This is a genomic window from Nonomuraea sp. 3-1Str (assembly GCF_031570565.1).
Taxonomy (GTDB): Bacteria; Actinomycetota; Actinomycetes; order Streptosporangiales; family Streptosporangiaceae; genus Nonomuraea.
The window spans coordinates 1-13261 of the sequence record NZ_JALHBK010000028.1 but is presented as its reverse complement, the minus strand read 5'-3'; the positions used below and the strand labels follow the sequence as shown (position 1 = coordinate 13261).

Here is a 13261-nt window from a genome sequence, read left to right as displayed (position 1 = left end):
CCTCGACGCGTTCACCCGGCTCGGGCTCTCCACACCGGTGGCAGACGGCGAGGCCATCGCGGCGCCGCCGATGCGGCGACTGCGCCGTGCGGAACGACACAAGCAAATCCTGGACGCGGCCACCCGCGCCGGCCGGCCCGACCCCGAGCGCGCCGCCGACCGCGTCGCGGCAACGTGCACGCCGTCATGGCCGCTGCCGCCCACCCCACCCCGCCTCCCACCACGTGACGGCGACAGGCGAAATGTCACCGGCTCCTGCTTCGCTATGACGAATGACGACGGTGAACTGGGAGCGCGAGCCCGGAGAGAAGATCGAGGAGTTCGTCGCCGCCCTGCTGCTGCTCAAGCACCCGCACGGCAATCAGCCCACCCCCTCCAAGGGGGATCGGGGCGTCGACGTCCGCGTGGAGCACCCCGACGGCTTCGATATCTACCAGGTCAAGCGTTACAGCCGCCCCCTGACGGCCGGCCAGGCGCGCAGGGTGGAAGATTCCTGGAACACCTTCGTCGCCCAGACGCTGCCGGTGCTGCCGGTGCGGTCCTGGACTCTGGTGACGCCGTGGGAGCCCAGCAACCCGCGGCTCGACTGGCTGGCCAAGCTGACCGCCGGCCACGGCATCCCCACCCGCTGGATGGGCGGCCGCACCCTGGACGGACTGGCCGCCGACAACACCGCCCTGGTGGAGTACTTCTTCGGCGACGGCGGGCAGCGCCTGGCACGGCTGATGGCCGAGGCGCTGCAGGGCGGCCGCGAGGTGCCTGCGGGCGTCCCGGCCGAGGACCTGCTGGACGCCGTCATCGCGCGCCAGCGCGGCCTGGCCGCCGCGTTGAATGAGGTGGACCCGTTCTACCGCATCCCTGCAGCTGCGCCCGATCACCACCGCGATCAACCTGGAGGTCCCCGTCGGCTCGCCCGAACAGCAGGCGATCGAGGATTGGCTGCGCTACGGCTCCCCCTTCCACGACGTGTCCGGCACCGTCACCAGCATCACCGGCCCGCCCGGCCTGCTCCGATCCACCGGGCCGGGACGCTTCACCTTCATGGTCACCGCCGACCCCGGCAGCGACCGCCCTGACATGGAAGTCCGGCTCCTGGCCCCGGACGACACCGTCGCACACACCCTGCACCTCACCGGCGTGCGCATCAATCACGGCGTGGACGGTCCTGGCGTCTGCCGGTCAGGCACCGACCCATCGGGCGTCTTGGAGTTCCGCTTCCTGCTCAACGGGCCCGACCGTGACCGGGTCCGTATGACCCTGTCCTCCCTGCTCGGCAAGACCCCCGCCGACGTGCTGCCGGCGGTGCAGCTGCTGGCCGACCTCGCCCCCGCCACCGGCCTCGTCCTGGCGGTGCGCGGCGGCCGGCCCCTCACCCCCGTCTGGCGGCCGGAGGAATCCGAAGTGCGCGCCTCACCCCTGGTGAAGATGGCCCGCTGGATGGTCACCTTCCTGCAGGCGCTCCTCGCCGTGCAGGCCCACGCCCTCCAGCGTGTGATCGTTCCCGACCTGGAGCAGGTCACCCCCGAGCAGGTCGGTGAACTCATCCAGCTCGCGCGGCTGCTGCGCGGCGAGGAGATCCGCACCACCTGGACGCAGATCACCCTGACCCGCGGCGCCTCCAGTCAGGCACCCGCCGACCCGGAATTCGGTGTCCTGGCCACCAACCAGATCCAGGTGAACCTGGCAGGCCGGCAGATCCTCCTGGATGACGTGCAGCGCCGCGTCCTTTACCACAGCGCCCGTCCGGCCGACCCTCACCAGTTGGCCTCGGCGCAACCGGGCGACACCGTCCACCTGGTGCCCGGATCTTCGGCCGAGGCGACGATCGCCGTGGTGCCCGCCGGCGACCAGGCCCGCTGACCCCACAGCGAGATGTTCAGCTCTTGGCTGGAACCTCGCTGTCGTCGGCCAGCACCCGGTAGACGCTGGCCACCGAGGGATGCCGGCCCTTGTTCTTGGGGTCCCGGTAGCAATGAAGAAATTCTCAACGAAATAGCGTCTGACCTGCGGATAGCCCGGTCTCTGCGGCTAAGGTCTCGATTCGCTTACGGTGCGGATCATGGAGCGACGATCCCTAACTTCAGCGAGGACGTCGGCGTTGGATGGGGTCGGCTTCAGCGGTGACGCGGGCGGAGGTCTCCTCGCCGAGTTGTACGTAGCGGCCGAGGCTGGCCAGGTGCTGGTGGCGGCTCTTGGCCTGCAGCTCGGGCGCGGTGCGGCCGGCTTGCGCGAGATGCTGCAGGGCCGAGTGACGGAGCTGGTGCAGAGTCCATCCCTGGCGGTGCGGGTCGAGCTGGGCTGTGGCGGTCTTGAACAGGTGTTCGGCGCGCGGGTAGGACAGCCGGCCATGGCCGGTTTCGGGGCAGACGTCGACGGTTGCGGGCGCCCGGCGGCCGGAGGTGGGGGCGCGCCGGTCGGCCAGGAACACCGGCCCGGCGGTGCGGCCGGTCAGCAGGCGGGGCAGGATCCGGGCGGTGGGGGTGGCCCAGTGCACGTACTCGAGGGCGCCGCCCTTGGAGACGACGCGGGCGCGGCGGAACTCCAGGTCGAGGTCCCCGATGTTGAGGGTGAGGATTTCCTCGGCGCGGGCGGCCGTGTCGTACAGGAGCCGCCACAGCAGGCGTTCCCGCAGGGCGTGCGCGGGGTCGGTGAACAGCTTGTCCAGCCGGGTGGCCGGGATGGCGCGGTCGCCGCGGCGGGCGCTCTTGCGGCGCTCTAGCCGCCGGGCGGGGTTGGTGGCCAGCAGGTCCTGGCGCTGGGCCCAGGTGGTGAAGGAGACCAGAGCGGACAGGTGGCGGTTCCAGGTGGCGGCGGCCGCGCCGTGCACGTGCTCCATCACCGCGGCGTACTGCTCGGGTGTCAGCGCGGCGACCGGATACTGAGGCCCGGTCACGGTGGTCAGGCGGGCGAGGGTCTCGGCGTAGCCGGTGCGGTTGGTGGCCGCCTGCACCGACTCCAGGAAGCGCTCGACCGCGGCCGTCATCGGCGAGGCGGGCTGGGGCCCGGCGGCCGGGGTCGGATGTAGCCGAGTTGCCGTCGTGGCAGCAGACGCCGAGCTGGGCGGACACGTCCCGATAGCAGCCAGCGTGACAGATAAGGCAAGTTCTGTGTCACAGATGTGCGGCGCCATGGGCAGTGGCTAGGTGGTCGTTCGCGATCGGGCCTCGGCGGCCCAATGCGGTGCGTTCCACCGGTCGGCGATAGTGGCGGCCTGAGCGAAGTGGGTGGCGGCCTCGTCGTCGTGGCCGAGGAAGACGGCCAGCTCGCCGAGAGTGTGGGCGACCGGCCGCAGCTCCACCGACAGGCTCGTGGCGTCCGGCGGAGGATCGTCACGGCGCGCAAGCAGTGTCGCGTAGATCTCCTCGGCCGCGGCGCGGTCGTCCAGGGCGATGGCGGCCATCGCGCGGACGGTCGTGAGGAAGGTGAAGAAGTAGTCGGGGCGGATCGGGTCCGAGGTGCGTATCCGGCGGGCTTCGTCGATCAGGCCGTTGGCGTGCAGGGCGAGGACCAGCAGGTCGGAGGCGATCGGGCCGAACGCCTCGTGGAAGGCGCGCATCTCCTCCAGGTGCTCGCCGAGCGTGCCGTTGTTCACCCAGATCGCGGCCAGCGCGAGGCCGAGGAAGCCGACGGCGTGCAGGGATCCGGCCCTCGATGAGGGCCAGGGTCGCCAGCACCACCTTGGCGACGCCGATCGCTTCGGGCAGTCGGTAGGTGCGCGAGGTCGAGGGCCTCGGCAGTCGCGCGGCGCATGGTGGCCGGGTCGTTGGCCCCGGCGGCGGCGCTGGCCTGGTTGAGCAGCCCGGTGACGCGATAGACGGGCAGGTCGTGCTCGGTGCCGATCGCCACCAGCTCGCGGCAGAGGTCGTCGCGTTCGGGCAAGCCGCGGTGGCCGCGGGTAAAGACCTGGAGGGCCGCCGCCCGCAGGCGTGATACGGAGGCTTCGGCTCGGCGTGACAAAATGGGGGGCCGTTCGTCCGTCCCTTGATGCTGCGAGGTTCTCCGTGAGCAAGCCCGTGGCCCGTGAGCCGCTGCGCCGTAATTCGCGGTCCAACCGGGCGCGCATCCTGGCCACGGCCCGTGAGGAGCTGGGGCGGAACCCCGATGTCACGCTGGAGGAGCTGGCGCGGGCCGCCGGAGTCGTCCGGCGCACCCTCTTCGGGCACTTCCCGGGGCGGGCGGCGCTGCTGGAGGCGCTCGCCGAGGAAGCCGCCGAGACGTTGCGGAACACGGTGGAGGCCAGGCCGGAGTCGGGGGAGCCGGCGGAGTCGGCCGAGCGGGCGTTGGCGCGGTTCGTACTCCGGATGTGGCCCGTGGGCGACCGCTACCGCATGCTGCTGGCGCTCACCCGGCGGGACCTCGGCTCCGAGCGCCTCGACGAGGTGCTCGCGCCGGCCCAGGAGGCCGCCACCGGGATCCTGGAGCGCGGGCAGCGGGACGGTGTCTTCCACTCCCATCTGCCGCCGGCCGTGCTGAGCGCAGGCCTGATGGCGATGATCGTAGCTCTGGTGGAGTCCGTCAACACCGGCGCGCTGGAGGACGACGGGCACCGGATCGCCACGGCCACCCTCATCGCGGCCGGCGCGCCGGAGGATCGGGCGAGCGCGGTGGTCGAGGAGGTTGCGTCGGCGATGGCTACGGCTCTTCCGGCCCCCGGCACCTGATTTCTCTCCGGCCAACCCGTTCGACGAGGTGTCCCGGGCGTCGTCGCGGCGGAAGGTGACCGACTTGCCGGAGAAGTGGGCGGTGAGGCCCTGCTCCGTGGTGGTGACCGAGCGCAGTCGGAGGCCGCTGGGGATGTTCCGCGGCGATCGGCTCGGCGAAGACCTTGCCGAGCAACTCTCACCGGCCTCGGGCAGGGCGACGCGGCCCGCGACCTTGAAGTCCTTGAAGGTGACGCGGTCGCCGGAGGCCGCCGAGACGGTCGTCGTCGCGGTGACCTCGAAGCCGAGGGTGGTCAGGACGCGGGCGCGGATCCGGTCGGAACCGTAGCCCGGGGTCAGGTCCAGGCCTAGGGCGTCGGACAGGTCCGCGTACGACAGGAAGACGGTCGCCTCCGCCGAGCGGGCCCGAGCCTCGCTGTCGTCGTCCGGCTTCATCAACCCGTCCATCCGCAGGGCGAGTTCGGTCACCGGCAGCGGGCGGTCGGAGCCGTCGGCGGGTTCGTGCGAGTACGAGTACGAAAACTCGCACTCCTGGTCACGGTCGTGCTCGGGGCGGGGGCGGTACATCGGCCCTCCTCCAAAGGGCTTCGGGGGACAGGGAGTTGGGGGCGGACATTTGTGTGAGTGCGAGTGGGGGTGCGGGCACGGGTTTCAGACGGGACTCGATCGCGACCCGGCCCTCCGTACGTGATCGACCTTCGCGGCGGCGGTGTCCGGGGCGACTCCGGCGGCGATGAGGGCGGCGGTTGCGGCGCCGGTGCCGTCGTCGGGGCACAGGCCGCGGTCGACGCAGTCGAGCAGGGCCAGCAGTTGGGCCTCGATGGCTCGGGCGAGCGGGTCGGGCGGGACGGTGGTCTGGAAGACGCCCTGTCGGCGGCCGTGGGCGAAGACTCTCGTGGCCATGTCGCGGGCGGGGGTCAGCAGTGCGTCGACGCGTGCGCGTGCGAGGTCCTGGCCTCGGGCCAGCCGGATGAGGGTGCGGTAGCGGTCGCCGACGGGCCACATCATGAGGACGAATCGCGCCAGGTCCGCGACGGCGTCGGGGGTCGGGGCCGGGGCACCCGCGACGGCGCGCCGGATCGCCTCCGCGGCCTCGGCGGCCAGGCACTCGACGAGCGCGGTCCGGCCGGCGAAGTGGACGTACACGGTGCGCCGGGCCACACCGGCGGCGGCGGCGATGTCCTCCAGGCTGCTGTCGGGGTCGCGGGTCAGTTCCCGCCGAGCCGCGTCGAGGATCCGGGCACGGGTGGCCCGCGCGTCCCGACGCTGCGCCGAAGTCGAGGTCGAAGTCGGAGCAGGAGGGGGCGGCGTCTCGTGGGGCCGGGCCGGAGACCGGCTCGGCCTCGTCGTCGGTGTTCGTGCTGGTCGGCTGGTCACGTCGGCACCTCGAGGGCGGGTGGGAGGAGGGAGTCATCGCGATATTTGCACATCAATGGGCAATAAACTAGTCTGCACATCGATGGGCAATTAAGCGATTCCGCTCAAACATGTTCCAGCAGATCGGCTCCGTGATCGGCGTCAGCGTCCTGGTCGCCGTCAGCCGTACTTGCTGCTTGGTCCGGGCTTGCCGGACCGCGACGCCGCGAAGGCGGCTTGGGGGTTGAACTCATGACACCGGTGACCCAGCGACCGCCCTTTGGCGAGGGCTCCCCGGCCAGGGGGTCCCAGGCGACCGACCGCGTCCGTCATCGGACGGTTCAGGCAGGCGGGCTGGAGGTTCCGATCCTTGAGGCCGGCAGCGGGCCGCTCGTTGTGTGCCTCCACGGGTTTCCCGACCATGCCGCCAGCTGGGCAGGGATCCTCGACCGCCTTGCGCAGGAAGGGTACTTGGCGGTCGCGCCCGCACAGCGCGGATACTGGCCCGGCGGCGCGGCTCCCGACGGCTCCTACCGCATTGCCTCGACCGGACAGGACGTCCTCGCCCTGATCGAAGCGCTCGGGCGCGAGCAGGCGGATCTCATCGGCCACGACTTCGGAGCCGGGGCGGCGTACGCGGCTACGAGCCTCGACGCGAGGCGTGTCCGCAAGCTTGTCACCATGGCGGGTCCCCATGGCCGTCAACTGATGACCTCATTGGTCACTGACGGTGACCAGCAGCGACGCAGCTGGTACATGTTCTTCTTCCAGACAGCCATGGCGGAGGCGGCCGTCGAGCTCGACGACTTCGCCTTCATCGACCGGCTCTGGCGGGAATGGTCACCCGGCTACGAGCTGCCGGACGCGGAGCGTGCCGCGCTCAAGGAAACCCTGGGTGCTCCAGGAGTCCTGACCGAGATCCTGGGCTACTACCGCCAGTTGTTCACGCCCCCCGCGGACGAGGCGGCCCAAGCCCTGGAAGCCCGGGCGAGCGGTGCCATCACCGTCCCGTCGCTCTACCTCCACGGTGCCGACGACAACTGCTTTTCCGTGGAGTTGAGCGACGGCATGGACGACCTGTTCACGAACGGCCTCGAACGCATCGTCATACCCGGCGCAGGGCACTTCCCGCACCTGGAGCAGCCCAAGACGGTCGCCGACCACATCCTGGGCTTTCTGAACGGCTGACCCCCCTCCAACCACCCAGAACTCGAAGGGTTGACCGAACCATGACTGATAAGGAAAGGCAGGAGGACATGGCTGTGACGACTTCTCCGTACGCGAGCGACGCACTGGCCGAGGGGACCGTCGACGCGGTGGTGATCGGCGGGGGCGCCGCCGGGCTGAACGGTGCACTGATCCTCGCCCGCTCCCGCCGCTCGGTCGTCGTGATCGACAGCGGCTCCCCGCGCAACACGCCCGCCAAGGCCGTGCACGGCCTCATCGCCCTGGACGGCACCCCGCCGCCCGAGATCCTTCGACGGGGCCGGGAGCAGGTGCGCCAGTACGGCGGACGCGTCGTGCTAGGCGAGGTGGTCTCGGCCGAGTCTGCCGCCCCGTCGGCGGACGGGGACCTGCGGTTCACCGTCACCCTCGCCGACGGCCGCAGCATCACCGCTCGCCGCATCCTGGTGGCCACCGGCCTCACGGATGTGCTGCCGGAGGTGCCCGGGCTCGCCGAGCACTGGGGGCACAGCGTGGTGCACTGCCCGTACTGCCACGGCTGGGAGGTGCGCGATGAGCCCATCGGTATCCTCGCCACCGGTCCGGTCTCCATCGACCACGCGTACCTGTTCCGTCAGCTGACCGAGGACCTGACCTACTTCACCCACGGCACTGACCTTGACGAGGACAGCCGCGCCCGCTTCGCCGCCCGCGGCATCCACGTCATCGACACCCCGGTCACCGAGGTCGTCGACGACGAGGACGGTGCCCTCGCCGGGGTGCGCCTGGCCGACGGCCAGGTCGTGGCCCGCCGCGTCTTCGCGGTCGCCGCGCAGCTGCAGGCCCGCACCCAGGGCCTGGAAGGTCTGGGCCTGCCGGTGCAGGACCTGCCGAAGGGCCGCGGTTTCGCCTCCGGCACGGCCGGCACCACCGAGGTGCCGGGTGTGTGGGTGGCCGGCAACGTCACCGATCTGGTCGCCCAGGTCGGGGCCTCCGCAGCGGCCGGCGCACTGGCCGGCGCCGACATCAACAGGATGCTGGCCATCGCGGACACCGACGCGGCCCTCCAGGGGATAGCCGAGGTAAGCCCGAAAGGGGCCACAGGATGATCTTGAAGCCCTGAGATCTCAGCCCGTCACCCGCTCGCCTCACCTTCGCTGGCGGGGAAACCGATCTGTTTTCCAGGTGGCAACCGATCAGTTTCCAGACGGTTTTCAGCCATGCCCAGCAAGCAAGCAGCAGGAGCGTCCCGCCGAGGTCAACGCCACACTCCTCGGCTTCCTCGCCCGCCTCGACGACTCCACATCCTCGGCTTCCTGAACGGCCGACCCACCCCAACCAGATGGAGGACACGACAATGTCGGACCGCACTCCCATGGACAAGAACACGACATCGCGACAGCGGGCCCTGGTGGTCGGCCTCGGGATCAGCGGGATCGCCTCCGCGCTGCGACTGCATCGCGCGGGCTGGGACGTGGTGGTGCTGGAGAAGGCCCCCGAGCGGCGCCGCGGCGGATACTTCATCGCCCTGTTCGGGACCGGGCTCGCCGCCGCCGAACGGCTGGGCATCGCCGATGCGGTGCCGAATCGCTTCGCTCCGGAAGGCGTGAGCTACGACGTCGACCGCACGGGCCGGCGCCGCCGCGGTGTGGGCTACGCCGATGTGTTCGGCGGGTCTCGAATGGTGATGCGGGGCGACATCGAAGACGCGGCCTTCACCGCCCTGCCCGACGAGGTCGAGATCCGGTACTCGACCGTGCCGATCGCGCTGGACCAGTACCTCGACGGGGTGGACGTCGAGATCCGCGACCTGACGACGGAGACGACGACCGTCGAACGGTTCGACCTGGTGGTCGGGGCAGACGGACTGCGCTCGACGGTGCGCCGGCTTGCGTTCGAGCCCGAGCAGAGCCCGATCCGTCGGCTGAACTACATGATCGCCGTGTACAGCCTGCCCGAGCCGGTACCCGGCTACCGCCTACAGGACGGGCTGTACATGGGCGAGGCGGGCCGATCGGTGTGGGTGTTCTCGTTCGCCGACCGTCCGCCGTCGGTGCTGTTCTCCTACCGCACCGACGACGTGGACGCCGAGTTCACCCGGCCGGCCATCGACTCGCTGCGCGCCGCCTACGGCCCCGAGCCCACCGGCTCCACGCTCGGTTGGCTGCTCGACCAGTTCGAGAAGGCCCCGGACCACCTGTTCGACTCCGCCGAGCAGGTGCACCTCGACCACTGGCATCGCGGCCGAGTCGTGCTCGTCGGCGACGCCGCGTGGTGCCTGACCGTTTACTCCGGCATGGGGGCATCCACCGGCCTGGCCGGGGCGGACCTGCTCGGCACCATGCTGGAACGCCACCCGCACGACGTGCCACGAGCGCTGCAGGACTGGGAGGACCACCTGCGCCCGTTCATCGACCACCACCTCGGCAGCGGTGTGAGCATGCGCGGTTTCTTCACCCCAGGCAACCGCGCCGAGTTGCTGCTTCGGTCCGTGCTGATCCGCCTCGCCCGGCTGCCGATCGCCGGCCGGCTGCTCGCCAAGATGATGACCAACAGGGCGCGGATGAAAAGTCTGGATATCGCCGCCGCTGCAGCGTGAGTGGAGTTCCTCGAATACGAGCGGGAGAACGAGGTCGTCTGGGCCCGCAACGACTTCGTCGAACGAATGCTCGGACGCAAGCCGCCCACTGAGGCTTTCCGCGCACTATCACTGCGCACAACGCAGGATCACTGCACGAACACAGCGCAACTACCATCGGAGGTCGGGATGAAACCGAAGATCGTGTCACCGCAGCACCTCGTCGAGGGCATCGCCGTCGCTGCGTCCGACCAGAGCTGCTCGATTTCGGTGGGGATCCGGCGATGAACGCCCCGGCCCGAGCCCGCGGCGCCGCGGTGCAGGTCAAGGCGCCGCCGCTGTTGTACGGCCTTTCCTTGGCTGCGGCGCTGGCGGTGCACCAGTGGGTACTGCCCTTGCCGCTGTCGCTGCCGGGGCTCACCTACGCCGGGGTGGTTCTGGTCGTGGCGGGGCTGGGGTTGGGCCTGTCCGGTGTGGTGACCGTGCTCGCACACCGCACCACGCTCGCGCCCCACCTGCCGGTGTCGCGGCTGGTCGTGGCCGGCCCGTACCGGGTCAGCCGCAACCCGATGTACACCGGACTGTCGGTCGCCCTCGTCGGCGCCGGCCTCTGCGCCGGGTCGTGGTGGCCGCTGATCGTGGCACCGCTGTGCATGCTGGCCACCTACCGGTGGGTGATCCGCGCCGAAGAGGCCTACCTGCTCGACCGCTTCGGCGCCGACTACCAGCGCTACCGAGCTCAGGTGCGGCGCTGGCTCTGACCCACCCTGCAGGGCCGACAGGCCGGGCTCTGCCCGTGAGCCGACCGCACCGCATCTCATCACTTCCCCCGCAGGCGTGCAGGTGCAGGATCTCGGGGCATGGCGGGCCTGCAGGCCGGTGCCCAGGCGGCGATGTTCGTGGGCTACCACGCCCGCGCCGGCACCGGTAGCGCGGTGCTCGCCCACACCATGGCCGACGCCGTCCTCGACGTCCGCATCAACGGCACCTCGCACGGCGAGATCGGCATCAACACGCTACTGGCCGGCTCCTACGGCGTGCCCGTCGTGCTGGCCAGCGGCGATGAGGCGGCATACGCGGAGTTCAAAGCCCTGGCGCCCCAGGCCGCACCGTGCCGGTCAAACGCGATCTCGGCCAGCACGCGGCCGACGGCATGCACCCCGACGAAGCGCACGAACGCCTGCAGCGCGGCGCCAGCCAGGCGATGCGATCGCACGCCACCACAGCACCGGCCTCGGTGCCACAGCTGCTCCGCCCCGAGGTCGACCTGCACCAGCCGCGCACGGCGGACCTGGCCGCTCTCCTGTCCGGCCTCACCCGGAGCGGGCGCACCGGCGCCTTCTACGCCGAGACCATGACGGCCGCCTACGGCATGCTCCACGTCATCGCCGCGCTCACCCAGAACGGGCCGTAGGTACCCAAGGGGGTGGCCCGCGCCCGGCGCAAGCCACCCCTACGATCAACCGCCTGCGCCCTCTCCCTGCAGAAGGCGCGGCGCAGAACCTGTCAGGGCGTCAGCCCCAGGTCGCGAAGTTGCGCGGGCCGCAGCGGCCGCCAGCCGCTGGTGTCGAGCTTGGCCAGCTCCGCCTCCACGTCAACATTGATGACACCGAAGAAGTTGATGTTGTCGCTGTGGCCGGGCGAGATGTGCGACAGGATCTCGTCGCTCACCTCCCGGCCCTGGGAGCGCAGCTCCAGCACCGCTCTGGAATAATATTCTGTCGCCCAGGCGGGCCTGACTGCGGCCGCCGGCGCCATTGCGTCCACCGCCGGGCCCACCTGCCAGACGCGACTTTGTAGATCTTGCCCGGGTCGGCGTGCTTGTTCCCGGCGGTGTAGATCTCGTGCGCGGATTTCCCGCGCATGTGCCAGGCCACCTCGGTCGGGCCGAGGTTCCCGCCGTAGGCGAACGCGGTCACCACGTACCAGCCAAGGAGCCGGAGGCGACGGACCGTCCAGAAAGAACTTGCGGGAATTCTGCATTCCCGCAAGTTACCGGGGAGCCGCCGCGACGCAACAGAACTGATTTTCTGATTTTTATTTTCTGGAAAATCAGAAATGGTAGGGTACTGCCGTGACCGTGGAGACTGGCGTGGTGACGCCGTGCAAGCACTGTGGGGCGCCGATCGAGCAGCGGCGGGGGAGAGGGCGGCCGAAGGCGTACTGTCCCGAAAGTGACTGCCAGGCCGCCGCCAAGCGGGAGCGGGAGCTGCGGCGCGCCACCCCCGGACTGGAGGGCGCGCTGGCCAGGGCCGAGCAGTTGTACGAGCGGATGGAGAGCGGGCTGGCCGCCGCCATCGAGCCGCTCGCGCACGCGCTCGCGCAGGAGCTGAGTCCCGCCGGAGTGGAGGCGAAGCTGAGCGCCGTGCAGGCCGAGGCGCACACCCGGGTGGCGGTGGCGCGTGCCGAGCGGGAGCAGGCGTTCGAGCAGGTACGGCTGGCGCGTGAGGCGGCCGAGCACGCGCGCCGGGAGGCGGCGCAGATGCGGCTGCGGGTCGAGGAGGCCGAGGCGGAGCGCGACACCGCGCTCGGCGACGCCGAGCAGGCACGCGAGCAGGCCCTCGCCGCGCTGCGGGAGGCGGCCAGCACCGAGCGGCAGGCGTTGCAGAGCGCCGAGGAGGCTGCCCGCCGGGCCGAGCTGGCCGAGCGGCGGGCGGAGGAGGCGGGCGGCCGGGCCGAGCAGGCTGAACGGGCCCGCGCCCAGGCGGCTCGGGAGCTGGCCGAACGGGTGGAGGCCGCCGAGGTCCGTACGAGCGAGGCGCTGGAGCAGGCCGTACAAGCCGGTGCGGAAGCGGAGCTGGCGCGGGCCGAACGGGATCAGGCGCGGCAGGAGGTGGCCGCGGCGGTGCAGGCCCGGCAGGAGGCCGAGCGTGACGTGGCGGCGGCGCGGGCTCGGGCGGAGGCGGCCGAGCAGGAGCGGGACCGGGCGCTCGCGCGGGCGCAGAGCGCCGAGCGGGCCGCCGCGGAGGCGGAGCGTGACCGCGCCGTGGCGCTCAACGCGGCCGAGCAGGCGCGCGAGGCCGCCGAGGCGGAGGCGGCGGAGGCCCGGCGGGAGCGCGAGCGGGCCGAGAGCGAGCTCGCCGCCGCGGCGGAGAGCCTGGAGGCGGCACGTCGGGAGGCGTCCGCGGCGGCCGAGCGCGAGTCGGCGCGGCGCGCCGAGGCTGTGGCGGCCGAGCGGGAACGGGCCGACACTCTGGCCGGCGAGCGTGACGAGTTGCGGGTGGAGCTGCGGCTGGAGCGGGCGCGGTTGGACGACGTACGGGCGCAGTTGGAGGCTGTCCGGGCCGAGGCGGCGGAGCTGCGCGAGCGGGCGGTGGCGGCGGAGCTGCGCGGCAGGTGAGGGCGACCCCGGGCGCGGGGGGAAAGCGCCGTATTGCTAGGGCCTGTTTTGTGGATCTCATAAGAGCCATAGCAGCAGGCAGGCGATGGTGACACCTGCCTGGTAGTGAACGGCGAGCTTGTCGTAGCGGGTGGCGATGCCTCTGAACTGTTTGAGCCGGTT

At 71.2% G+C, this 13261-nt stretch carries 14 protein-coding genes and 3 pseudogenes; 11 read left to right on the top strand and 6 right to left on the bottom strand.

Annotated elements, in window-relative coordinates:
- The first annotated feature begins 272 nt into the window (after nt 1-272).
- A complete protein-coding gene (locus tag MTP10_RS32935; protein ID WP_310714457.1) occupies nt 273-1076 on the top strand; it encodes a hypothetical protein in 804 nt (267 codons plus the stop codon).
- A complete protein-coding gene (locus MTP10_RS32930) occupies nt 967-1860 on the top strand; it encodes a hypothetical protein (protein ID WP_310714456.1) in 894 nt (297 codons plus the stop codon). The genes MTP10_RS32935 and MTP10_RS32930 overlap by 110 nt, the downstream gene beginning before the upstream one ends.
- A gap of 220 nt (nt 1861-2080) precedes the next feature.
- Here the strand turns inward: MTP10_RS32930 and MTP10_RS32925 are convergent, their stop codons facing one another.
- A complete protein-coding gene (locus MTP10_RS32925) occupies nt 2081-2983 on the bottom strand; it encodes a tyrosine-type recombinase/integrase (protein WP_310714452.1) in 903 nt (300 codons plus the stop codon).
- 156 nt (nt 2984-3139) lie between these two features.
- Entirely contained in the window at nt 3140-3592 is a 453-nt protein-coding gene (locus MTP10_RS32920; RefSeq protein ID WP_310714449.1) for a hypothetical protein, read from the bottom strand.
- 119 nt (nt 3593-3711) lie between these two features.
- Between MTP10_RS32920 and MTP10_RS32915 the strand changes: the two genes are divergently transcribed.
- Both MTP10_RS32915 and MTP10_RS32910 read left to right on the top strand, forming a co-directional pair.
- Nucleotides 3712-3930 carry a hypothetical protein gene (locus tag MTP10_RS32915; protein WP_310714448.1) on the top strand — a complete coding sequence of 73 codons (219 nt, stop codon included), beginning with the start codon at nt 3712-3714 and terminating at the stop codon, nt 3928-3930.
- Between the two features lie 71 nt (nt 3931-4001).
- A complete protein-coding gene (locus MTP10_RS32910) occupies nt 4002-4661 on the top strand; it encodes a TetR family transcriptional regulator (RefSeq protein ID WP_310714446.1) in 660 nt (219 codons plus the stop codon).
- Nucleotides 4662-4796: 135 nt separating this feature from the next.
- Here the strand turns inward: MTP10_RS32910 and MTP10_RS42100 are convergent.
- A pseudogene (locus MTP10_RS42100) lies at nt 4797-5096 on the bottom strand (hypothetical protein); the annotation flags it as partial.
- Between the two features lie 216 nt (nt 5097-5312).
- Nucleotides 5313-6038 carry a helix-turn-helix domain-containing protein gene (locus MTP10_RS32900; RefSeq protein WP_310714441.1) on the bottom strand — a complete coding sequence of 242 codons (726 nt, stop codon included), beginning with the start codon at nt 6036-6038 and terminating at the stop codon, nt 5313-5315.
- 231 nt (nt 6039-6269) lie between these two features.
- Here MTP10_RS32900 and MTP10_RS32895 point away from each other — a divergent pair, with 231 nt between their 5' ends.
- The 6 genes and pseudogenes from MTP10_RS32895 (at nt 6270) to MTP10_RS42095 (ending at nt 11173) form a co-directional block, all read left to right on the top strand.
- Nucleotides 6270-7205 carry an alpha/beta hydrolase gene (locus MTP10_RS32895; protein ID WP_310714439.1) on the top strand — a complete coding sequence of 312 codons (936 nt, stop codon included), beginning with the start codon at nt 6270-6272 and terminating at the stop codon, nt 7203-7205.
- A 74-nt stretch (nt 7206-7279) separates the two neighbouring features.
- On the top strand, nt 7280-8290 hold the full coding sequence (locus tag MTP10_RS32890; protein ID WP_310714437.1) for an NAD(P)/FAD-dependent oxidoreductase: 1011 nt from the start codon (nt 7280-7282) through the stop codon (nt 8288-8290).
- Between the two features lie 248 nt (nt 8291-8538).
- Nucleotides 8539-9780: an FAD-dependent monooxygenase gene (locus tag MTP10_RS32885; protein WP_310714434.1), complete on the top strand. Its 1242-nt coding sequence runs from the start codon at nt 8539-8541 to the stop codon at nt 9778-9780.
- Complete coding sequence (locus tag MTP10_RS32880) at nt 9781-10047, top strand: hypothetical protein (protein ID WP_310714433.1); 267 nt, start codon at nt 9781-9783, stop codon at nt 10045-10047. It abuts the gene before it with no gap.
- Entirely contained in the window at nt 10044-10520 is a 477-nt protein-coding gene (locus MTP10_RS32875) for an isoprenylcysteine carboxylmethyltransferase family protein (RefSeq protein ID WP_310714430.1), read from the top strand. Before MTP10_RS32880 ends, MTP10_RS32875 begins: the two co-directional genes overlap by 4 nt.
- Before the next feature lie 99 nt (nt 10521-10619).
- Nucleotides 10620-11173 (top strand): annotated as a pseudogene (locus MTP10_RS42095) (M55 family metallopeptidase).
- A gap of 92 nt (nt 11174-11265) precedes the next feature.
- Here the strand turns inward: MTP10_RS42095 and MTP10_RS32865 are convergent.
- The gene (locus MTP10_RS32865; RefSeq protein WP_310714602.1) at nt 11266-11517 is read right to left on the bottom strand and encodes a Tn3 family transposase; all 252 of its coding nucleotides are present in this window, start codon (nt 11515-11517) and stop codon (nt 11266-11268) included.
- Nucleotides 11518-11833: 316 nt separating this feature from the next.
- Between MTP10_RS32865 and MTP10_RS32860 the strand changes: the two genes are divergently transcribed.
- Nucleotides 11834-13099: a hypothetical protein gene (locus MTP10_RS32860; RefSeq protein WP_310714426.1), complete on the top strand. Its 1266-nt coding sequence runs from the start codon at nt 11834-11836 to the stop codon at nt 13097-13099.
- Between the two features lie 57 nt (nt 13100-13156).
- Here MTP10_RS32860 and MTP10_RS32855 read toward each other — a convergent pair.
- Nucleotides 13157-13261 (bottom strand): annotated as a pseudogene (locus tag MTP10_RS32855) (IS5/IS1182 family transposase); the annotation flags it as partial.

Coding starts and splice junctions, on each gene's coding strand:
- MTP10_RS32895 (WP_310714439.1), top strand. CDS start 6,270: ATGACACCGGTGACCCAGCGACCGCCCTTTGGCGAGGGCTCCCCGGCC.
- MTP10_RS32925 (WP_310714452.1), bottom strand. CDS start 2,983: ATGACGGCCGCGGTCGAGCGCTTCCTGGAGTCGGTGCAGGCGGCCACC.
- MTP10_RS32885 (WP_310714434.1), top strand. CDS start 8,539: ATGTCGGACCGCACTCCCATGGACAAGAACACGACATCGCGACAGCGG.
- MTP10_RS32875 (WP_310714430.1), top strand. CDS start 10,044: ATGAACGCCCCGGCCCGAGCCCGCGGCGCCGCGGTGCAGGTCAAGGCG.
- MTP10_RS32935 (WP_310714457.1), top strand. CDS start 273: ATGACGACGGTGAACTGGGAGCGCGAGCCCGGAGAGAAGATCGAGGAG.
- MTP10_RS32865 (WP_310714602.1), bottom strand. CDS start 11,517: ATGGCGCCGGCGGCCGCAGTCAGGCCCGCCTGGGCGACAGAATATTAT.